The sequence below is a fragment of the Aestuariispira ectoiniformans genome (assembly GCF_025136295.1).
GTDB classification, from domain to species: domain Bacteria; phylum Pseudomonadota; class Alphaproteobacteria; order UBA8366; family Aestuariispiraceae; genus Aestuariispira_A; species Aestuariispira_A ectoiniformans.
Genome location: NZ_CP062788.1, coordinates 1,006,314 through 1,027,622, shown reverse-complemented (window position 1 = coordinate 1,027,622; position 21,309 = coordinate 1,006,314). Strand labels below are relative to the sequence as shown.

Here is a 21,309-nt window from a genome sequence, read left to right as displayed (position 1 = left end):
AGAAGCTGCGACATTTCGACTAAAATTTGCAGGTTCGCTTCACAGGGGATTGCCATAAAGGCATTAAAGGATTGAGCAATGGAAGAATTCTTGAACGGTTTGCAGGGCAGTCAGGGTGAACTCGCCCAGACCGCCTTGGCGTATCTGATCCAAATCGCACAGGCACTTGTGATCCTGGTCGTCGGTTGGATTATCGCCGGATGGATGAAGGCATTGACCCGCCGGTCGCTGGACCGGATGAAACGCATGGATGCGACGCTGAAACCGTTGCTGTCCAATATCGTGCGCTACACCATCATCATCTTCACCATCGTGGCGGTTCTCGCCCATTTCGGCGTACAGACCGCAAGCATCATCGCCGTCGTCGGCGCGGCCGGCCTCGCCATTGGCCTGGCCTTGCAGGGCACACTGCAGAATATTGCGGCTGGTATCATGCTGTTGCTGCTGCGCCCCTTCCGCAACGGTGACTATATCGAAGCCGGTGGCATCGGCGGCACGGTCCAGGAGATCGGGCTGTTCACGACGCTGCTGAATACTGCGGACGGTGTGTTCATCTCTGCACCAAATTCCACCCTCTGGAACGGTACGATCAAGAATTACAGCAAGAACAGCACACGCCGCATCGACCTGGATGTGGGCGTTTCCTATGACGACGACGTCAATGGCGCGATGGAAGTCCTGCGCACGGTAATGGCCGACGACAGCCGCGTCCTTACCGATCCGGTGCCGGAAGTCATGGTCGTTGCCCTGGCGGACAGCTCCGTCAACATCCGCATGCGCTGCTGGGTCAACGGCAGCGACTATTGGGGAATGCTGTGGCATATGAACCGCGAAGCGAAACTGCGCCTGGACGCCAAGGGCTTCACGATTCCCTACCCGCAGCAGGATGTTTACATGCATCAGATTCCGTCCTCATCGGAAAAAACCGCCGACTGACGCCGGAAACGAGACAAAGCAAGGCGCGCAGGTGCCAAGGTCTGGCGTGCATGACACAAAGAGATCGTGAAAGCCTGCCGTCGGGTAGGAAGCAAGCCGCAGGTGATGGAGACATCACCAAGATTTGCTGACGCCCTCCGACGGCAGGCTTCCACGACCGAAGGCGTTTTTTCCCGGCCACCGGTCCGCGTCGCGCTCCCCTTCCGATGCACCGCATCGCTACGCGGACCGCTTCTAGCCGGAAACCGGGAAAAGGCGTCTCGTTGCGCCATCACGCCAGACCTTGGCACCCCTTGCGGGCGCGCGCCTTTCGCTTTACAAGGGCAGACCAAACCGCAATCGAGATGCAAATTAGGTAGTCAAAAATGCGCTATATCAGCACGCGCGGCAAAGCCCCCGAACTTGATTTCGACGATGTATTGTTAACGGGTCTGGCCCGCGACGGGGGACTTTATGTTCCCGCCGAATGGCCAAAGCTGACAGCCGATGATCTGAAAAGTTTCCGCGGACTGGCCTATGACGAGATTGCCACCCGCGTCATGTATCCTTTTGTCGCCGGCTGCATCCCGGAAGATGATTTCGCAACCCTGGTCGCCCAGGCCTATGCCGGGTTCGACCATGATGCCGTCTGCCCGATGAAGCAGCTCGACCCCAACGCCTGGGTCATGGAACTGTTCCATGGGCCCACACTCGCCTTCAAGGATGTGGCGCTGCAACTGCTGGGCCGGTTGTTCGATTACGTGCTGAGCAAGCGCGGCGAACGGGTGACCATTGCAGGCGCGACCTCCGGCGACACCGGGTCGGCAGCGATCGAGGCCTGCCGTGACCGCGACACGATCGATATCTATATCCTGCACCCGCATAACCGCACATCGGAAGTGCAGCGCCGCCAGATGACCACCGTCATGGCCCCTAACGTCCACAACATTGCCATCGACGGCACCTTCGACGATTGCCAGGACCTGGTAAAGGCGATGTTCAACGACCAGCCCTTCCGGGACGAGGTGAACCTGTCGGCGGTCAATTCCATCAACTGGGCGCGGATCATGGCCCAGATCGTCTATTATATCTATGCAGGCGTGTCGCTGGGCGCGCCGGATCGTGGGATCACCGTATCGGTCCCGACCGGTAACTTCGGCAATGTTTTCGCCGGTTATGCCGCCCGTGAAATGGGCCTGCCGGTCGACCAGTTCATCATCGGGTCCAACAGCAACGATATCCTGACCCGTTTCTTCCAGGACAACGACATGACCGCAGGCGACGTTGTCCCGACCCTGTCGCCCAGCATGGACATCCAGGTATCCAGCAATTTCGAACGCCTGTTGTTCGACCTGATGGATCGCGACGGCGAAGCGGTCAACGACATGTTGCAGCAGTTCCGGGCCAGCGGCCGCATGCCGCTGGAAAAAGCCCGCTGGGAAAAGGCCTGCGAGCTATTCTCCGCGCATCGCCTGGACGACAGTGAAACGCTGGCCGCCATCGGCGCCATCTACCAGTCCAGTGGAGAACTGGTCGACCCGCATACCGCCGTCGGCATTGTCTCCGGCTGGCTGCAGCGGCGTGACCCGGCCTCCCCGCTGGTTTGCATGGCAACGGCCCATCCCGCGAAATTCCCGAAAGCGGTCGAGGATGCCACGGGCGTCTTCCCGCATCTGCCCAAACATCTGGCAGACCTCTACGACCGGGAAGAACGTATGAGTATCCTTTCCAATTCGGTTGACGCGGTGCAAAGTGAAATCCGCAAAAGCAACCGTGCAGGAGCGCCTGTGTGACCGACGACGTTCGTATCAGTACCCTGGATAATGGCCTGAGGGTCGTTACCGACAGTATGGCTTCCGTTGAATCCGCCACCATCGGCGTATGGGTCGGCACCGGAAGCCGGGCCGAGGAACCGGAAGTCAACGGCGCGGCTCATTTCCTGGAACATATGGCCTTCAAAGGCACGACCAGCCGCAGCGCCTTGGATATCGCGCTGGAGGTGGAAGCCGTCGGTGGCAGTTTCAATGCCTATACGGCACGGGAAAACACCGCCTATTTCATGAAGGTTCTGCGTAATGACGTCGGCCTTGCCACGGATATTCTCGCGGATATTCTGCAGCACCCGACCTTCGACGAAGAGGAATTGCGCCGGGAACGTGGTGTCATCCTGCAGGAAATCGGTCAGGCTCATGATACGCCGGACGATATCATCTACGACTATTTTCAGGAAACCGCCTATCCCGATCAGGCCATGGGCCGCCCGATCCTGGGGACCAGCGACCTGGTGCGCAACATGCCGCGCGATGCCCTTATCGGTTTCATGAAAGAACGCTATCAGGCGGGTAATATGGTGCTGGTTGCCGCCGGGGCCGTTGACCACGACGAAATCGTCGAACGCGCAACGCGGGACTTCGCCGACCTGAGCAATGCCGATCTCAACCAGCAGGAGCCTGCCCGCTATGAAGGCGGCGACTTCCGCCAGAACCGGGAAAGCGAACAGGTTCACCTGAAGCTGGGCTTCGAAAGCGCCTCTTATGGCGCGGATGACCAGTTCGACTTTGCCGTGCTGTCCAACATCCTGGGCGGCGGCATGTCGTCCCGCCTGTTCCAGGAAGTGCGCGAAAAACGCGGCCTGGTCTATTCGATCTTCGCCTATGCCAGCGCCTTCCAGGATTCCGGTCTGTTCGGGATTTACGCGGGCACCGGCCCGGACGAGGTGCCCGAACTGCTGCCCATCGTCTGCGACGAACTGGTGAAGCTGCCCGATACGATCACCGGGGAAGAACTGGAACGTGCCCGGGCACAGCTGAAGGCCAGCCTTTTGATGGGGATGGAATCCACCAGCAACCGCGCCGACCAGCTTGGCAACCAGATGCTGGTCTATGGCCGTCCGTGGAGCATGGAAGAACTGATCGAAAAGATCGACGCCGTGACCGAGGACAGCCTTGCCGGGGCCGCAAAAAAACTGATTGCCAGCAAACCGACCTTGACGGCCATCGGTCCTCTCGCCAAGCTTGAGTCTTACGACTCTCTGCTTGCGAGGTTTACGTGCTCGGCCTGAGTTTTCGCCGCTCACCGAAAGTCCAGTTGACCGGACCCAGGGTCCATATCCGACCGCCCGAGACCGGTGACCGGGCCCAATGGCTCGCCCTGCGCGAGGCAAGCAAAGCCTTCCTCCAGCCGTGGGAACCGACCTGGGCCCCGGACGCCGTGACCCGCCAGGGTTTCATGCGCCGCCTGCACCGTTTTCAGGCAAGTTGGGACAGTGGCGAAAGCTATCCCTTCTTCATCCTGACCAACCACGGCAACAAGCTGGCCGGTGGCGTTACGCTGTCCAACATCCGGCGCGGCGTCTCCCAGGCTGCCAGTGTCGGCTATTGGGTGGGAGAATCCTTCGCCCGGCAGGGCATCATGAGCGAAGGGCTGAACCTCACTCTGGACTATGCTTTCAAGATGCTGAACCTGCATCGGGTGGAGGCTGCCTGTCTGCCCCATAATGTGGCCAGCCGCGGTTTGCTGGAAAAATGCGGTTTCCGGGAAGAGGGGCTGGCCCGTCAATATCTCTGCATCAACGGGCGCTGGCAGGACCATGTCACCTACGGCATCCTACGCACCGACCCCCGCCCCCTATTACCGGTGGAAGAACTTTAAGCCACCGCCCGCGTCTCGTTATCCGGCTGATTCAGGCTGTCTACGAGGGCTGCCACATCCGCATGGGCTTTTGCGAATGACTGCTCATGCCGTGCATCTTTGAATTCCTGATATTCGATCCCGATGTGGTGAATATCCTCAACACCGAGATAACCGGAGACCGCACGGATATGGGTATCCAGATGGTTCATCTCTTCGTTGATGCCGCCGGGGCCGAAGCCGAATTCACCGCTGGCGGTCAGCAGCACCAGCGTCTTGCCGGACAATATGGGGCGCAGCGGCTTGTCGCCCCGTGCAAGATCAAAGGTGAAGGTCTTGTTGATCCGCACCACATGATCCAGCCAGGCTTTGAGCGCCGATGGCATGCCGTAGTTATACATAGGTGTGGCCATCACTATCACCTCCGCCCAATCCAGTTCCTCAATCAACCGGTCGGATAAGCTGAGTTCAGCCTCTTGCTCCCGCGTACGCGCCGCCTCCGGTGTGAAGGCAGCCGCCATCCAGGCCTCGCTCATCGCAGGTGGCGCGACCAACCCCACATCGCGGTTCATGATCTTGTAGGCGGGATCAATCTCTTTCCAGTGATCGACAAAAGCCCGAGACAACCCGCGACTGAGCGAGCCCTCCACACGGGCACTGGCGTCGATACGAAGTAGTTTGGACATGGGGATAGCCCTCTCTCATGGATGAATTCTTTCTCATGATGTGCCTCCGATTTCGCTTGATTTCAAAAGGGCATTTATCATCTACTAGATGAGGCAAATTCATCTAGGAATGATCATGCGTTATCTTCCGCCGTTAAATGCCCTGCGCGCCTTTGAGGCCGCCGCCCGCCACCTGAGCTTTAAGGCCGCCGCGGAAGAGCTGCATGTCACGCCCACCGCCATCAGCCACCAGATCCGCCTGTTGGAAGATATCTGCGGCTGTGAATTATTCAGGCGGCAACCGCGCCCGATCAGCCTGACCGCAGAGGGGCAAATCCTTCTGCCGGTGTTGAAGGATGGCTTCGACAATTTCGCCGCGGCAATCGAGCGCCTCAAAAACACCGCCGACCGTCCGCTGGTGATCAGCGTCACCACCGCCTATGCGGCCTATTGGCTGATGCCGCGCCTGCGCCGCTGGCGGGAGATCAGCGATATCGAACTGGAAGTGCGCGCCAGTGAAACACCGGTTGATCTTCACGCGGGCGAGGTGGATATCGCCGTGCGCTATGCCAAGTCACCGCCAACAGGCGTCAAGGTGGTCAAAATCGCAGACGATGTTTTCACGCCGATGGGCAGGCCCGACGTGATCGGCGACAGGCTGAACAACCCGGAAGACATTGTGAATTTCACCCTGACCGATTTCCGCTCAAAAATGCCGGGGCATTTCGGTTATGTGACCTGGGAAAAATGGCTGGGCGAGGCAATCGGCGATCCGCAAAAGGCCGAAGCCCTGCTCTCGAAAGCCAAATTCCTGAAATTCAGCGAGGCCTCCCACGCCATGGACGCAGCCCTTGCCGGAGAAGGTCTGGCACTCGCCAGCAACCTTCTGGTCGGGCATCTGCTGGACAACGGCACGCTGATCGCCCCCTTCGACATCACCCTGCCCGGCATGAACGACTACGCCCTCTATCTCGCCAGCAACCCGCGCCCGGAGTTGATCGAGCAATTCGTGGGGTGGTTACAGCGGGAGCATGAAGCGGACACCACATAATACCCGTCATGACCGTGCCTCACACGCCCTATACAAAAGCCGTTCATCCCGGCGAAGGCCGGGACCTTTAGCAGCAAACTTCAAGGACTGCCCCAAAGATTCCGGCCTTCGCCGGAACGAGCGGGTTTATAATAACAAACACATCCCGCATTGCGGGATATGCCAGCTCTAGTACTCGATCTCGACTTCGCCCAACGGGTTGGAACAGCAGGCGAGGATGTAACCGGCCTCGACATCCTCGTCGTTGATGCCACCGTTGTGGACCATATGGACGTCACCGGAGGTTTTCTTCACCTTGCAGGTGCCGCAGACACCGAACTGGCAGGCATTGGGGATATGGATACCGGCCTCTTTCGCCGCCGCCAGAATGGTCTCGCTTTCGCTCACCTTGACCGTCTTGCCGGAATTGATGAAGGCAACCTGGGATTTGTTGGTCTCGTCAATGATGACATCGTCGTGATCCGGAATATCCGCCTCGGTTTCCACCGGCGAGGTGAAGCTTTCCTCGTGATAGCGGTCCATGTCGAAACCGGCCGTGTTCAGGATATCGCGCACCGCCTGCATATAGGGTTCCGGCCCGCAGCAGAAAATCTCGCGTTCCATATAGTCCGGCGCGATCAGTTCCAGCATAAGCTGGTTGATACGGCCCGTATAACCGGTCCAGGCACCGTATTCATCCGCACGCTCACAGACCAGCGCCACCTTCATTTCCGGCGTGCGCGCGCTCATGCTTTCCAACTCGCGGGTGAACAGATTGTCGCTGGGCGTCTGGTTACACTGGATAAAGACCACATCGCTTTCGGTGCCGTAGTCGAACATCCAGCGCGCCATGGACATCAGCGGTGTAATCCCGACGCCACCGGCCAGGAACAGGTATTTGTCCGACAGGTGATTGTGGAAGCTGAAAATCCCGGCGGGGCCATAGGCCTTAACCTTGTCACCTTCCTTCATGTTTTCATGCAGCCATTTGGACACATAACCATCCTGGTTGGCCTTCACCGTGATGGAAATGCAAAGCGGGCGCGAGGGACTGGAGGAAAGCGTATAGGTGCGATGGACCGTCTTACCGTCGATATTCAGTTCCAGCGTGATGAACTGCCCCGGCAGGTAGACGAACCAACTATTGTCGGAGGTATGGAAGACAAAGGTCTTCACATTGTGGGAATCCTGGCGGACCATCACGCATTCCAGCAACTGGTTATGGCTGTCCCAGGGTTTGGTTTTATTCAGGGCCGTGATCGACTTGATAACGGACATCGCTCCTACTCCATCCTATTAGGCGCATTTAAACGGCTTTTGGGCCGAAACCGGCCCGCTGCCTTATTCTTAAAAAAAAGCGGGAGGGGGCGTTTGGGGGTTCTATCCACCCCCTCCCGATTTGCCTCAGGCGTTCACCACCTGAAGCTCTGGGGTCTCACGATCAATCTGCGCTTCCAGTTCCTGGCAGTACCAGTCGATGAAATTGCGCACACCGAATTCAATACGTTCCGAATAGGGGCCCGGCTGATAGGCCTTGGAGTTGATGCCGGCCTGGTTATCTTCGGCCAGCTTGCGGTCCTGGTCGTTTGTGGCGATCCAGACGCGGGTCATTTTCTCCAGGTCGTAGTCCTTGCCTTCCACCGCATCCTTGTGAACCAGCCATTTGGTGGTCACCAGGGTTTCCTGCGGGCCGACCGGCAACACGCGGAAGGCAAGCGCATGGTCGCTCTGCAGATGGTTCCAGCTATTGGGCAGGCTCAACATACGAACGGAGCCCAGTTCCCGGTCGGTCAGGTTGCCCATCAGCTTTTCACAGGCAGGCGACCCGTCGATGGTCATGGATTTTGCGCCATTGATGAAAGGCAGCCGCACCGCGCGATAGCGCAGGTTATCCGGGGTCGGTTCATGCGGCAGGCCCAGCGCATCCCAGTCCTTCGCCTTGCGTTCCTGGATTTCTTTATATTTCGGGTCGATACGCGGGTCATTCGTATTGTCGAATTCCGCCAGCGTGTTCAGCAATTCCGGATGAGACCCCGCACAGTGATAACATTCGCGGTTGTTCTCGATCACCAGCTTCCAGTTGGCCTTTTCCAGGATCGTCGTCTCATAGGCGACTTTTGCGTCTTCCAACCCATGCGGCAGCAGGAAAGGTTCCACATCGCGGCGGAAGTCACTGAAGTCCGGGGCCTCATCGGCCAGACAGACGAAGATATAGCCACCGACAACTTCGGTGTGAACCTTCTTCAGCGGATAGTCGGACGCCTTGAAATCATCGCCCATATTGCCTGCAAACAGGAGTGATCCGTCCAGGTTATAGGTCCACTGGTGATAGGGGCAGACCAGTTTCGGGCTGTTGCCCTTTTCCTTGAGGCAAAGCTTGGAACCGCGATGGCGGCAGGTGTTGAACATGCCATGGATGCTGCCGTCCTGGTCCCGGACCACGACGATGGAGCTATCGCCCACCTGCATGGTGAAGTAATCGCCCGACTTCGGGATGTCGGCGGTTACCCCGGCGAACAGCCAGGATTTGTACCAGACATGTTTGATATCCAGGTCATAGAAGGCCTGGTCATTGTAAAAAGGCTGTTCCAGACTGAACCCCTGGCGACGATTGGCAAGCAAGCCACGCATCAAACCTGTCGCATCCATAACGCAATTCCTCATCGTCCTGTCCTGGTCCCGTCTTGGCGTGCGGGTCGGACTGAATTTCGTTTGTTATGGATCACGGATTTTGGAGAGATGGTCTGATCGCGCCGGAGACGTAACCGGTTCCTTCCGCAGGGTCGCACGTCCCCTGTCGGACACCCGGGCTTTTCCCAAGCACGTCAGCCAAATCGCCCACCGCGATCCAATCGACTGTTCGGTCTCAGGCTGGTTTCCGGGCTCAAGAGGGGATTGTTTCATCCGCCTGCCGTCCCTTCCCAGGGTGTGCACCCCCAGTGGTTTGCGACGCAGGCCCTTCCTCTCTTACCGTTGCGGGGGCAGCGCCGGAATTGACGGAGATCCGTCGCACCGGCTTCCCAATTCTCCCCGGGCTCCCGCGAAAGAGACCCAAGGCACCTGCAACCGGCCATCGCATATCCCACGATGACGATCGGACATTATCAGCCCTGCTCTATCTGTCTCGTCTCAGGTGCGGCAAATTTCTACGGAAAAAGCGACGCGATGCGGATTCCGGTTAGCGGCTTGCAATCGCTTGGACAAAAGCAGTGATCAGCGGATGATCCCGTCCGGCCAGGGCAGAGCGTTCCGGCTGAAAAAGCGTTCCCATGAAAAAGGGATGCGCCCGCAATTCAAAGGCTCGCACATCGCCATTCTCGTCAAAGCCGGTGAAACGCATGTCACTTTCCACCAAAAGCGGTCGATAGGCCTCGTTCAGGCCATAGCTGCAGCGATAGCCTTCATGGGTAGGTCCCTGAAAAATCTCAGCCAGCCTCGACCCGGCTTCAAATCTAATCGCACCGGTCTTTTCCACCAGCGAACAGACCAAGGGCGCGATCACCGGCATGCTGCTTTCCGGGTTGGATTCCGCATGATCGGCCTCCCCCTGCCCCAGGACATTGCGCAGATATTCGATCACCGCATGCTGGAACCCGCCGCAGGTGCCCAAAAAGGGAACCTCTACCTCCCTGGCAAAGCGGATTGCCGCCAGCACGCCATCCATATTTCGATAGGGGCTGCCGGGCGTAACCCAGACACCGCCATAACCTGCCAACATTGCCGATGGGTCGACAAGACCACCGGTCTCGATCCAGTCATGACCGATCTCATGGCCAACGGCCCGCCCGGCACGGTCCAAAGCCAGGGGAAGCGCCTGATGCGCCGGAATGCTTGCATCGTAATCACCGATTAACGCCAGACGGAAAGACTGAGACATGCGGAACGCTCCGGTTTTAGGGATTGCTTGACAGGAGCCAGGGTAGAGCGCCATTCATAATAAATGAAGAAAATAGATCTACCATCAGATATAAATGAGATTAATTTACGGCAGGTGGATCTGAACCTGCTTCATGTCTTTCTCGTCCTGCTTGAAGAACATAGCGCGACCAAGGCCGCAGACCGCCTCGGCGTCACCCAGGCCGCAGTCAGCGCCGCCCTGACACTGGGAGAATTTCTTGCCCGTGACCATATCCTGATCTCCTGCGAAGGGCTGACTGGCGTCATCGACGATATACTGGCGGAACAGGGCTTGCAGCGCCGGATCGGCAGTGCGACCTCACATTATGCGGCCCTGCCCTTTCTCCTGCGTGGCAGTGAGGCCATCGCCACCCTGCCCGCCCATGCGGCCCGTGCCCTGGCACAGGCAAGTAGCCTCGACACCTGCCACTGCCCCCTCGCCCTGCCGGAATTCGGCGTCGACCTGAGCTGGCGTTTCGACGCGCTGCGCGACCCGGCATTCATGCTTTTTCGTGACCTGGTGGTCGACCAAGCGACAACATTCTTTCACGCATCTTCGCAATAGCGGCAATTTTGGGCATAAGTTTCGCTTGACCCCGTCGGCACCCCTTACTAACCTTGCGCCCATGATTAAGAACCGTGAACTGCAGCTACTACTAGGCCTACTACTAGGCGCCTGAGATTTTCCTCCGGCGGCCGATGGCCCCTGTCTTTGCCAAAAAGACATCCCGACATAGCTGACACCAGGTTCGATCAAGAGATGATTTCCAGCTTCGCGACATTCACCAAGACTACCGATACACAAACCATTCGGGCTTTGTGGCATCCGGGGCTACGACTAATGGTCGGTCACCGGGCACAAGCGGCCGCCGGTGACTGTGATCGCGCCGCACTCAAGACACCGTACTTAATTGACTGATTTAGACGACTATCCCGCAGGAGCGCGTATCATGGCCAAGATGCCAGTAGAGAAATACAAGGCCTTTCCCCCGATCGATTTGCCCGACCGCCAGTGGCCTTCCAAGGTCATAACCGAAGCCCCGATCTGGTGCAGTGTCGACCTGCGCGACGGCAACCAGGCCCTGATCGAGCCCATGGGCGCGGAACGCAAGATCCGCATGTTCAAGCTGTTGACCGAAATCGGCTATAAAGAAATCGAAATCGGCTTCCCCAGCGCCTCGCAAACCGATTTCGACTTTGCCCGCGAATTGATCGAAGGCGGCCATATTCCCGACGACGTCACCGTCCAGGTTTTGGTGCAATGCCGTGAACATCTGATCCGCCGCACCTTCGAGGCACTGGAAGGTGTGAAACGCGCGGTGGTGCATTTCTACAACTCCACCTCCACCCTGCAGCGCCGGGTCGTATTCAACCAGGACCGCGAAGGCATCAAACGGATCGCACTGGAAGGGGCAACGCTGGTCAAGGAACTGGGCGACAAGGCAGAGGCCAACGGGTCGGAAATCATCTATCAGTATTCCCCCGAAAGCTTCACCCAGACCGAGATGGACTACGCATTGGAAGTCTGCGAAGACGTGATGGATATCGTCCAGCCGACGCCGGAAAAGAAATTCATCATCAACCTGCCCGCCACGGTCGAGGTCGCGACCCCCAACATCTACGCAGACCAGATCGAATGGTTCTGCCGCAATGTGAAAAACCGCGACTGCGTCACCATTTCGGTACATCCGCATAATGACAGGGGTACCGGCGTCGCGGCAGCTGAATTTGCCATGATGGCAGGTGCCGACCGTGTGGAAGGGACGCTGTTCGGTAACGGCGAGCGCACCGGTAACGTCGACCTGGTAACGTTGGGCATGAATATGGTCAGCCAGGGCGTGGATGCGGGCATCGACTTCACCAATATCCCGGAAATGGTCAAAACGGTGGAATACTGCAACCAGTTGCCGGTCCACCCGCGCCATCCCTATGGCGGCGACCTGGTCTTCACCGCCTTCTCCGGCAGCCACCAGGATGCCATCAAGAAGGGCCTGACGGCGATGGAAACCTCCAACAGCGGATTGTGGGAAGTACCCTATCTGCCCATCGACCCGCGTGACGTGGGCTCGTCCTACGAAGCAGTGATCCGTGTGAACTCCCAGTCCGGCAAAGGCGGCGTCGCCTATCTGCTGGAGGCCGATCACGGCATCAAACTGCCGCGCAAGCTGCAGATCGAATTCTCCGGCGTGATCCAGCAGATTAGCGACGACACCGGCAAGGAAATCACCAGCCAGGCGATCTGGGATCATTTCGACCGGGAGTTCCTGTCCAATGAGACCCCTTACGCCTTTGTCGATCACCAGACCGTGCCCGACACCCATGCCCATGAGGTGCGTTCGATCACCGCAAAGGTGAAAAAGAACGGTCAGGAAATCGAAATCCACGGTCGCGGCAACGGCCCGATCGACGCCTATGTCAACGCGTTGAAGGACGAGGCCGGCATCGACATCAAGGTGTTGGACTATTCCGAACATGCCGTCGGCCACGGGGCCAATGCCTCCGCCGTCGCCTATGTCGAGGCGCGCACGGCTGACGGGCGCACGCTTTACGGCGTTGGCCGTCACCCGAACATCGTGACGGCCTCGCTGAAAGCCGTGACCTGTGCGGTGAACCGCGCAACGGCCTGATAGCAATACAAACCCGAAGGCAGAAAGGCCCGGGGCTTCACCGCTCCGGGCCTTTTTCTTTGCCATTTCATTAGCAACAGAAGAACTTGCATCACGTACAGACCTCCCCTAATTGTGTATCAAGGGCCGGATAAAAAGGTCGCTAACAAAAGATAAAATCTACAGGGGCTTCATAATGACGACATCCGGCGCAGAGCTGGCGGACCGTTTGCGGTCACAGGGGATCGACGACAGGACACTCGAAGGCGCAAAACGGTTCCACCCCGTCCTGCAGGCCAATATCGACGGTATTCTCGACCGGCTTGCCCGGCACACCCAGACAATAGACGGCCTGAAAGACGTATCGAAAGACGACGTTGCCTCCGGAAGCTTTCAAAAACAGACAAGGGCGCATTGGCTGGACCTGTTTTCCGGCAACCTGAATGAAGCCTATTACAAACGCTGTCAGGAAATCGGCCGCCAGCAATCGCGCAACGGGCTGCGCCCACGCTGGCTGATGGGCAACTACGCCTTCCTGCAGACAGAGCTTCAGGCGCTCGCGATACGCAGTTTCCGCCTGCGACCCAAGGCCCTGTCTCATGTGTTGGACAGCATCACGCGGCTCGTCTTTTTTGATCTGAACCTGCGGCTGTCGGTCTATTTCGCCCAGGCAGAAGAATCCGCCGTCGAACGCCGCAACGAGGCCCTGGTTACCCTGCGCCAACGGTTTGAAACCGACATGCAGGATGAAATCACACAGATCAGCGACATTGTATCCAGCATCAATCCCGTTTCCGCCACGATGATGGAGGTGGCGGAAAAGACCAACCGGCAAAGCGGCCGGTCCGTCGAAACCGCCAATGAAGTCGCCAACAATATCAGCAGCATCTCTGCCGCGGTCAGCCAGCTTTCATCCTCCATCAGCGAAATCGGCCGCACGGTTTCCATCTCCGCCACAATTGCGGAACGCGCCGTGACGGAGGCCGAACGGACCGATGTCCATGTGCATTCACTGGCCGAGGCAACCGACCGGATTGGCGAAGTGGTAAAACTGATCACGGAAATCGCAGAACAGACCAATCTGCTGGCCCTGAACGCCACGATTGAAGCCGCCCGCGCCGGTGAGGCTGGCAAGGGTTTCGCCGTGGTTGCCAACGAAGTGAAGAACCTGGCGAACCAGACCGCCAGCGCAACGGACGAAATTGCAACCCAGGTCTCCAATATTCAGGATGTAACGGGCAAAACCGTAGACGCCATCCAGGAAATCAGCCGCACCATCCGTGAGATAAGCGAGAACACCGCCGTCATCGCCACCGCCGTCCATCAGCAGGACAGCGCCACCAGCCAGATCCAGACCAACATCGAAGGCGCCGTGGACGGCACCGGCCGCATCAGCCAGGACCTGGGCACCGTCAACACCATGGCGGGTGATACCCGTCAGTCTTCCGAAGAATTGAGCCAACAGGCGGGAAATCTGTCGGATGCCACGAAAAGCCTGCACGAAGCAGCCCAGCGGTTTTTGGCCGACCTGACCTGAGCGGCCCAACCGGGGGCAGTGTTACTGACGGGCGGCAAGCTCCTGTCTGGCCCGCGCAAGCTGTTCATCCACGGAAATGGCTGTGATCGAGGTGATCTCCAGATCACGGTCTTCATAGACATCCACGTTGGGATGCATCGCCGTCCAGTCACCGATCTTGAGGTCACGCGCATCCAGCAGGGCGAAAATCTGGGGCCGGAACAGGCTCATCATCGCGGAAATCCAACGATTGGCGGGCCATGACGGCCAGGCATGGTCAATCAGGAAATAGTCCAGCATCGCCTTCACATCTTCCGCCTTGAACCAGTTTTCGCCGGTTACCCAGCGGTTGGTGGTAAACAGATGTGTCGGGTACCCCTGCTTGTCCATTGAGATCGCGGCGAAATGGGTGATGACATCTTCTCCATCCGGCACGTCCGCGTCACCGGAATAGGGCGCAGGCTCGATCCCCTTCGGCATCCCCTTGCGCCGCAGGAAGGTGTGAAAATGGCCGTGCTCGTTTTCCACCCCACGATGGGCATGGTAGTAATATTGCGCATGGGTGTCTTTGTCGTAGACGTCCCCGGTCGGATAATGATCCCACTCGTAGAAGGTGCCTTCATGGCGCAGGATCTCGCCGACCACATTGCCGCCGACCTTCGTCAACACCCGATAGCATTCCAGGATATCTTCCCCGGCAGCCACCATCATTTCCAGATCAGCCGGGGTGAGGTCGGCCCAGTACCGATCGTTTACCGTCAACATGTCACCAAATGGCATGCGTGTGTTCCTTTACACTTGCTCGCCAACTTCACTATGCCTAACCATCCAACTGCCTGACCGGTCCAAGGCCGATCAGAATATTTATTTGTTTTTTTAACCCTCGAGCCACCTTTGACGTTATGTCTTCCCCAACCGGCCCGGGTCACGATCCATTCATACAACCGACGCACCATATCCATCACCCCACAGGGAAATCAATGCCTTCCAGAGCGCAACCGGCATGTCCAATGTCGAACGGTCCGTGATCATGACTGTTTAATCGCATCGGATCAAATCGAAATCGCCCGGCAGGCCAGCGTCCATTCGCCCCATCAGCCGCCTGCGCTCACGCCATTGCGAGCCGCCTTCGGCTTCGGGAAACCATGCCACATCACCAGTCACAACAACCACAAGTCCTTTCATCCTGTCACGCGGCATTCATTCAACCGCCGACAATCCCGGCACCTATTTCTTCAAATAGGGATTCCGACACTTTCCGTCACGTCACAGCAACTCACATTCAATTGAGCCGACTTTATTCGATTTCAAAATCGGTTGGCGACAGTCTGTGCCCATAAGAAACAGGAACGACATCCGCTGGTTGCCCTCAACGGATGTTCTTCGAAAACCGCATGACTGTTTCCCAATTTGTCTAGGAGTGAAACCGTGAAATCACATAAGAATAAACTGCTTTCCAGCACTGTCATGGCGATGGTAATCGGCGCAGGCGTATCGACAGGGGCTTCCATCGCGCTGGCATCAGCCACCAGTCAGCCGATTACCGGCAATGCCGACGCCGTCAGCCACAGCACCGTCGGCATTCAGGTTGCGACCGGCTGCAATCCTTGCAATCCCTGCGCAGCCGCCAAAAACCCGTGCAACCCATGCAACCCCTGTGCGGTGAAGAAAAAAGCCGCCAATCCCTGTAACCCTTGCAACCCGTGCGCTGCAAAGAACCCGTGCAACCCGTGCGCGGCCAAAAACCCATGCAATCCATGCGCTGCAAACTAGGCTTTTCCCTCTGGCGGCCCCCAGGGGCCGCCATTCCTATAGTCCTGCAATAACCGTGTCCAATGCCTGTGAGTGACGGCTCAACTCGGGCACAAGTTGATGTACCCTGTCAAAATCCCGTTCCTTGGCAGCCCCCTCGATATCCGCACTCAGATGACTGAGGCCACGCGCACCAATGGAACCTGAGGCCCCCTTCAGGGCATGGGCTGCCTCCCGAACCGCCTGAAAATCCCCCTGCGCCATCGAATGCTGGATCGCCTGGAAGTGACCGGGCAAGGTGGCCAGGAAATCCTGTGCGAAACGCCTCGCCTCGTCATTGATGCTGCCGAAAGCCATCTCAAGCGGCCCCGGATCAAAAGTGTCATCCGGCAATACAGGCATGACGGATTTGCCGCCCCCGCCTTGTTCGATTCCAGGCTGCGCTACCCTGAAATCGTCACGCAGCTCCATTGCCCCGGGCAGGCAACGCCGCACAACCGCCTCAAGCTCTGCCAACTGGACCGGCTTGGACAAATATTCATCCATTCCCGCCTCCAGACAGGCCTGCGCCGTCCCAACCAGCGCATCCGCCGTCAGCGCGACGACGGGAAGATGCGTTGCTGTTTTCTTTTCCTTCTCCCGAATTTTCCGGACAAGCTCATAACCATCCATGACCGGCATATGACAATCGGTCAGCACCATCCCATAATCATGCACGGCCATTTTTTCCAAGGCCGACCCCCCGTTATCCGCCATATCAATAGCCAGGCCCAGGCGGTCCATCTGGCGTCGCATGACCTCCCGGTTGGTCGGATTGTCCTCGACAACAAGGATCAGGCAGCCCCTGTCTTCCGCAATATCACGAGGCGGAGGCTCATAGACGGCCGCCTCCCCGGCACCGCGGGGCCGCTCGACATCCCCGGCTTCGATTACACCAAGGGCAACCGCAGCTGCATCGCGATAGGCCTTGCGCGTAACCGGCTTGCTCAAACATTGGGAAAAACCGGCTTGCAGCGCACTATTACGCCGCTCCACATCCAGGAAACCAGTCATCAGCAAAAGCCTTAAATCCGGGTAGCGCGCCAGCATTAGCGCGCCCCAGGCAAGGTTATCCTCGCCGGGCACACGGTCATCCATAACGACCAGATCATAGATACAGCCCTCTCCTTCTGCTTTAGAGGCCATAGTCTCTTCGGCCTCCTCTACAGTCGTTACAGTATCAACCACAGCCCCGTAGTAAGCACCGTAGACCTGCAACACGCGCCCCAGCCCGGCGTCCGGCGCAATGACCAACAGACGGAACCCATCGAGACTGATTTCTTCAGTTTGGCGACGTTCCGGCAAGGCCGTCAGCGGCAGCTCAAGAACAAATGTCGCCCCTTTGCCCAACGTACTTTCGACCGCGAGAGTTCCCTGCATTGCATCCGCCAGACGTTTTGAGATTGCCAGCCCAAGCCCCGTTCCGCCGAACTCGCGGGCCGTCGACCCATCCAACTGCTGGAACGGTTCGAAGAGACCATCCGCCCTGCTCAAATCGATACCGACGCCGGTATCCTCCACCTCAAATCGGATTGTGCATTTATCGTCTTCTTCCGCACCCTTGGTCACCTTGATGGCCACATGGCCGCGTTCTGTGAATTTAATCGCGTTACTCAGCAGATTGACCAATATCTGCCGCAGTCTCGTCGGGTCCCCGACCATATGGTCCGGCAGGGCCGGGTCGACAAAACAGATAATCTCCAGCCCCTTTTCATAGGCCCGCGTCGACATGGGCATCGGCACATGTTCCACCAGATCGACCAGCGAGAATTCAACCTCCTCCAGGTGCAGTTTATCCGCCTCGATTTTCGAGAAATCCAGGATATCGTTGATGATATCCAGCAGCACGGAAGCGGATTCCTGAATGACCGATGCGATATTCTGCTGTTCTGCCGTCAGCGGTGTTTGCGCCATCAGTTCAGACATGGCCATAACGCCATTCATTGGCGTCCTGATTTCATGGCTCATCACCGCCAGAAATTGCGATTTAGCTGCGTTGGCGGCATCCGCCTCCATGCGCGCGCGCTGTATCTCTTCCTCGAAACGCTTGCGTTCCGTGATATCGACCAGCGTTATAACCAACCCGTTATCCGGCAGCCTGTTGCCCCGGATTTCCAGAATCTTGTCATCCTTGATCTGCCGCTCATAGGAAAAGGACTCATCCTCTTGCAGGATTTCCCGTAAATCCTTGACCGTCGGCCAGTAACGCTCGGTTCCGAGCCTGTCCGCAGTGATCAGCAGATTGCGGAAGGACCCGCCGGTCACCACATCGTCCCTGCTCAGGTCCACCAGTTCCAGCGCCCTGTCATTGACAAGCCGGACCTTCCCGTCCGGATCGAAGACCGCAACCCCCTGCGGCATCCCGTCGACAGCCTTCTGGAAGGTTGAGGACTGTTGTTGAATCTCATGTTCGATCATCACCTGCTTGGTGATATCGGAACAGGTGCATTGAAGCGCCACCTGCCCCTGCCAGTCTATGCGCTGAACCGCCATATCAAGCCAGACCAACCGACCATCATGGCCGATCCCCCGATATCTGGCCCGTTCTTCCGCCGCGAGACCATTGGCAATATCGAAGCCGCGTGAAATCAGGGCCGAGCGGTCCCGTTCATCAATCAGGGTACTAACCGGATCAACAGCCATCATACCGTCGGGTTTATCGAAACCGAATATCGTCGCAATAGCGCGGTTCACGTAGAGCGGCTTGCCCTCAGGCGTACAGATCAAGACCCCCAGCACAGACCCTTCGATCAGGTGGCGGAATTTTTGCTCGGACTGGACCAGGGTTTCCTCCCAGGTCCGGCGCTGGGTAATGTCGCTGCGCACGCCGACCCTGCCGCCATCCTTTGTTGCAACATAGGACTGGTGATGCCATGCGCCGTTGCCGCGCTGAATTTCAACCACGCCGCCTTTTCGGAACAATTCAAGCTGCTTGTTCCGCCACTGATTGACATCGCTTTGATCCTGGCCCTCCAGCCGGAACTGAATGAGCGCGTCCAGAAACTCCTCGAAAGACATGCCGGTCCGCACGACACCTTTCAGTTCCGGTTGCAGAGCCAGCAGGCGGCTGTTGAAAACCACCAATCCTTCATTGCTGTCCCAGATAGTGAAGGCGTCATTGATCGCCTCGATGGCATCCAAAAGCCGCTGCCGCGCCCGCTTCACGACCTGTTCGGCCCGGCGAATCTCGGTCACGTCGACGATATTCAACACGACACCGCCTTCTTCGAGGGGGTTGCCATTGACCTCCATAAATCTGCCGCGCTGCAGTTCCCGCTCGAAACGGAACGGCTTGCCGGAGGTATAGAGAACCTTCAAGCGCTCGAATTCTTCGTCAACATCGACACCTGTGAGATAACCCGCTTCCACCAGATATTTGACGGAATTACGCAACGGCTCACCAGCACGCATAATCTCTTTCGGAAGCCCGTAATAGTCGGCGACCAGTTCATTGACCAACAGGATATTCAGATCCTTGTCGAGCATGATCAGGCCAATCGGCATCGTGTTCAGCGCCGTCTGGAGACGCCTGGTGGTTTCAGCCAGTTCGCGCCGCGCCTTGCGTATGTCGGCTTCAATCTGATAGCGCTGCGTGATATCGGAGACCACGCCTTCGTAAAAGACGATATCGCCGTTCGGGTTCCGGATGGATTTATAATTTTCCGAAATCCAGATTTCACTTCCGTCCTTGCGCAGGGCCTTTGCCTCCACGCGGGCGCCATCCGGACTTTCATCCCAAACGGTATAGCTGTGGCTGTCCGGGCGACTGTCGGCGTAACGTTCCCAGAAGCCGGACTGCGCGGACCAGATCATTTCTTCAGCGGATTGATACCCGTAGATTTTCGCCAGGGTCTCGTTCACCTGAAGCAAACGCCCGTCAGTCGACCTGCGATAGGTGCCAAACCCGAAGGCCTCGAACAGGCTGACATATTCCTGCTCAGCCTGGAGAAGGTTCTGCGACTGGTCGTGGTACTTTGCAATGGCCCGGGCGAGACCGTCGAATTCGTCATCCTGCCCAAGGATATCACCTGCATCGGGCGCATCTTCCACAAAAGCCTTGAGCGCATTGGTCCTCCGGGCAATTGCACTTTCCCGCCGCCACAGGAAAAATGCGAAGGCAATAGACGCCGCGATCATCAGCGTGGCAATCCAGATGATTGTCGTCCAGTCCTGGTGCTCAAAACTGCTGACCGGTATTTCCAGAGCCAGGACATATCGCACGCCGAGGAAATCGATCGGCCTATAGCCTCCATACCCTGGTTTCCCGAAAACCGTAATGTCATTCAGGATGACGGTTTCCCCCTTCTGGGCCTTTACAATCCCCTTGTGCTCCCGCTTGGAGCGCAACATCATCCCCCATTCCCGGTCCAGCATGTCACTGCGTAGCAGATAATCGGGACCAATCAGGTAGACATTCCCTTCCTTTTCGCTTTTGAACCCGGCCTGAAGAATATTCTGGATCGGCGCTTGCGGAAGCTGCAGCGCCAAAACACCGAGAAACGCACCATTGTCGGTACGATGCAACGGTACGGCGATAAAGGCCGCAGGATCACCGGCACTGGGGCGATAGAGACTGTAGTCCTCGAAATGAACACTATCGTCATCAGGATTTGCCAATATGGTCCGGAACACACGGGCCAGCCCCGTGTCCCGCCAAGGCCCCGTCATCAGATTCGTGCCGAAATCCTGTTCCTTCAGAACGCTGTAGACAACGTCCCCGTCAGGGTTCACCAGGAATGCATCATACAAACCGCGCGGTGAGGTCAGCGTATGAATGGCCGGATGATAGCGGCGATGCACATGACTGTAGGGCGTATCGCGGCCATCATCATCCAGAAGATAGCGCCGGTGAGGAGATTTTGGATTTTCACTGATATAGCTGCGGCGCAATTGAAAGCGGCTGTCTTCACTTGTCGCGTCGAAAGCGGCATTGAAGGCCCCCATCGCATCCAGAACGGTTGCATTTTGGGATAGGAGTTTCGTTTCCTCGCGCAGCCCGTCGAGATGCGCAACCAGGGCAGCCGCCCGTGCATCAAGAATGTTCGTCAGGGCCCATTGATTGAACCTGGTCCCCCGTTCCTCCATGCTGCGGTCAACGAACAAGGTTATGCCCAGCACGACGACCATCGACACTGTCAATGCAAGCAGAGGAGCTTTCCGCGCACGCCGCAACCCTATATCCCTCAGTCGTCAGTAACTATATCCTGACGCCGCGTCCCCATCTGCCCCTGTAGGCGCCAATCCTATATTACGGCTCAA

The 21,309-nt window shown here is 57.7% G+C and carries 15 protein-coding genes and 1 riboswitch; of the genes, 8 read left to right on the top strand and 7 right to left on the bottom strand.

Features of this window, described 5'->3' with window-relative positions; translation table 11 throughout:
- Positions 1–78 precede the first annotated feature (78 nt).
- The 4 genes from IF205_RS05060 (at position 79) to IF205_RS05045 (ending at position 4,566) form a co-directional block, all read left to right on the top strand.
- The gene (locus IF205_RS05060; RefSeq protein ID WP_259782205.1) at positions 79–936 is read left to right on the top strand and encodes a mechanosensitive ion channel family protein; all 858 of its coding nucleotides are present in this window, start codon (positions 79–81) and stop codon (positions 934–936) included.
- A 365-nt stretch (positions 937–1,301) separates the two neighbouring features.
- Positions 1,302–2,708, top strand: coding sequence for a threonine synthase (gene thrC / locus IF205_RS05055; RefSeq protein ID WP_259782204.1), 1,407 nt, complete (start codon positions 1,302–1,304; stop codon positions 2,706–2,708).
- On the top strand, positions 2,705–3,976 hold the full coding sequence (locus tag IF205_RS05050) for a M16 family metallopeptidase (RefSeq protein WP_259782203.1): 1,272 nt from the start codon (positions 2,705–2,707) through the stop codon (positions 3,974–3,976). The genes thrC and IF205_RS05050 overlap by 4 nt, the downstream gene beginning before the upstream one ends.
- Entirely contained in the window at positions 3,964–4,566 is a 603-nt protein-coding gene (locus tag IF205_RS05045) for a GNAT family N-acetyltransferase (protein WP_259782202.1), read from the top strand. The genes IF205_RS05050 and IF205_RS05045 overlap by 13 nt, the downstream gene beginning before the upstream one ends.
- Here the strand turns inward: IF205_RS05045 and IF205_RS05040 are convergent.
- Positions 4,563–5,231 (bottom strand): FMN-dependent NADH-azoreductase, encoded by a 669-nt coding sequence (locus IF205_RS05040; RefSeq protein ID WP_259782201.1) that lies wholly within the window; start codon positions 5,229–5,231, stop codon positions 4,563–4,565. The two genes, IF205_RS05045 and IF205_RS05040, sit on opposite strands and share 4 nt — an antisense overlap.
- Before the next feature lie 115 nt (positions 5,232–5,346).
- On the opposite strand from IF205_RS05040, the gene IF205_RS05035 reads away from it, so the two are divergent.
- Entirely contained in the window at positions 5,347–6,261 is a 915-nt protein-coding gene (locus tag IF205_RS05035; RefSeq protein ID WP_259782200.1) for a LysR family transcriptional regulator, read from the top strand.
- 168 nt (positions 6,262–6,429) lie between these two features.
- Here IF205_RS05035 and IF205_RS05030 read toward each other — a convergent pair whose 3' ends face one another.
- The 3 genes from IF205_RS05030 to IF205_RS05020 form a co-directional block, all read right to left on the bottom strand.
- Positions 6,430–7,518: an FAD-binding oxidoreductase gene (locus IF205_RS05030; RefSeq protein WP_311195736.1), complete on the bottom strand. Its 1,089-nt coding sequence runs from the start codon at positions 7,516–7,518 to the stop codon at positions 6,430–6,432.
- Positions 7,519–7,644: 126 nt separating this feature from the next.
- On the bottom strand, positions 7,645–8,889 hold the full coding sequence (locus IF205_RS05025) for an aromatic ring-hydroxylating oxygenase subunit alpha (RefSeq protein WP_259782199.1): 1,245 nt from the start codon (positions 8,887–8,889) through the stop codon (positions 7,645–7,647).
- A gap of 203 nt (positions 8,890–9,092) precedes the next feature.
- A riboswitch (cobalamin riboswitch) is annotated at positions 9,093–9,319 on the bottom strand.
- 99 nt (positions 9,320–9,418) lie between these two features.
- Positions 9,419–10,117, bottom strand: coding sequence for a CTP synthase C-terminal region-related (seleno)protein (locus IF205_RS05020; protein WP_259782198.1), 699 nt, complete (start codon positions 10,115–10,117; stop codon positions 9,419–9,421).
- Between the two features lie 114 nt (positions 10,118–10,231).
- On the opposite strand from IF205_RS05020, the gene IF205_RS05015 reads away from it, so the two are divergent.
- The 3 genes from IF205_RS05015 to IF205_RS05005 all read left to right on the top strand — a co-directional run bounded on the left by IF205_RS05015 (position 10,232) and on the right by IF205_RS05005 (position 14,280).
- Positions 10,232–10,702, top strand: a complete 471-nt coding sequence (locus tag IF205_RS05015) for a LysR family transcriptional regulator (RefSeq protein ID WP_259782197.1) — start codon at positions 10,232–10,234, stop codon at positions 10,700–10,702.
- A 385-nt stretch (positions 10,703–11,087) separates the two neighbouring features.
- Entirely contained in the window at positions 11,088–12,764 is a 1,677-nt protein-coding gene (gene leuA / locus IF205_RS05010) for a 2-isopropylmalate synthase (protein ID WP_259782196.1), read from the top strand.
- A gap of 175 nt (positions 12,765–12,939) precedes the next feature.
- Positions 12,940–14,280 carry a globin-coupled sensor protein gene (locus IF205_RS05005; protein ID WP_259782195.1) on the top strand — a complete coding sequence of 447 codons (1,341 nt, stop codon included), beginning with the start codon at positions 12,940–12,942 and terminating at the stop codon, positions 14,278–14,280.
- A gap of 21 nt (positions 14,281–14,301) precedes the next feature.
- Here the strand turns inward: IF205_RS05005 and IF205_RS05000 are convergent, their stop codons facing one another.
- The 3 genes from IF205_RS05000 to IF205_RS04990 all read right to left on the bottom strand — a co-directional run bounded on the left by IF205_RS05000 (position 14,302) and on the right by IF205_RS04990 (position 21,183).
- Positions 14,302–15,039, bottom strand: coding sequence for a DUF6969 family protein (locus IF205_RS05000; protein WP_259782194.1), 738 nt, complete (start codon positions 15,037–15,039; stop codon positions 14,302–14,304).
- 258 nt (positions 15,040–15,297) lie between these two features.
- The gene (locus IF205_RS04995) at positions 15,298–15,459 is read right to left on the bottom strand and encodes a hypothetical protein (RefSeq protein WP_259782193.1); all 162 of its coding nucleotides are present in this window, start codon (positions 15,457–15,459) and stop codon (positions 15,298–15,300) included.
- Between the two features lie 609 nt (positions 15,460–16,068).
- Positions 16,069–21,183: a PAS-domain containing protein gene (locus tag IF205_RS04990; RefSeq protein WP_259783237.1), complete on the bottom strand. Its 5,115-nt coding sequence runs from the start codon at positions 21,181–21,183 to the stop codon at positions 16,069–16,071.
- Between the last annotated feature and the right edge of the window lie 126 nt (positions 21,184–21,309).

Coding starts and splice junctions, on each gene's coding strand:
- IF205_RS05060 (WP_259782205.1), top strand. CDS start 79: ATGGAAGAATTCTTGAACGGTTTGCAGGGCAGTCAGGGTGAACTCGCC.
- thrC (WP_259782204.1), top strand. CDS start 1,302: ATGCGCTATATCAGCACGCGCGGCAAAGCCCCCGAACTTGATTTCGAC.
- IF205_RS05040 (WP_259782201.1), bottom strand. CDS start 5,231: ATGTCCAAACTACTTCGTATCGACGCCAGTGCCCGTGTGGAGGGCTCG.
- IF205_RS05035 (WP_259782200.1), top strand. CDS start 5,347: ATGCGTTATCTTCCGCCGTTAAATGCCCTGCGCGCCTTTGAGGCCGCC.
- IF205_RS05030 (WP_311195736.1), bottom strand. CDS start 7,518: ATGTCCGTTATCAAGTCGATCACGGCCCTGAATAAAACCAAACCCTGG.
- IF205_RS05025 (WP_259782199.1), bottom strand. CDS start 8,889: ATGGATGCGACAGGTTTGATGCGTGGCTTGCTTGCCAATCGTCGCCAG.
- IF205_RS05020 (WP_259782198.1), bottom strand. CDS start 10,117: ATGTCTCAGTCTTTCCGTCTGGCGTTAATCGGTGATTACGATGCAAGC.
- leuA (WP_259782196.1), top strand. CDS start 11,088: ATGGCCAAGATGCCAGTAGAGAAATACAAGGCCTTTCCCCCGATCGAT.
- IF205_RS05005 (WP_259782195.1), top strand. CDS start 12,940: ATGACGACATCCGGCGCAGAGCTGGCGGACCGTTTGCGGTCACAGGGG.
- IF205_RS05000 (WP_259782194.1), bottom strand. CDS start 15,039: ATGCCATTTGGTGACATGTTGACGGTAAACGATCGGTACTGGGCCGAC.
- IF205_RS04995 (WP_259782193.1), bottom strand. CDS start 15,459: ATGCCGCGTGACAGGATGAAAGGACTTGTGGTTGTTGTGACTGGTGAT.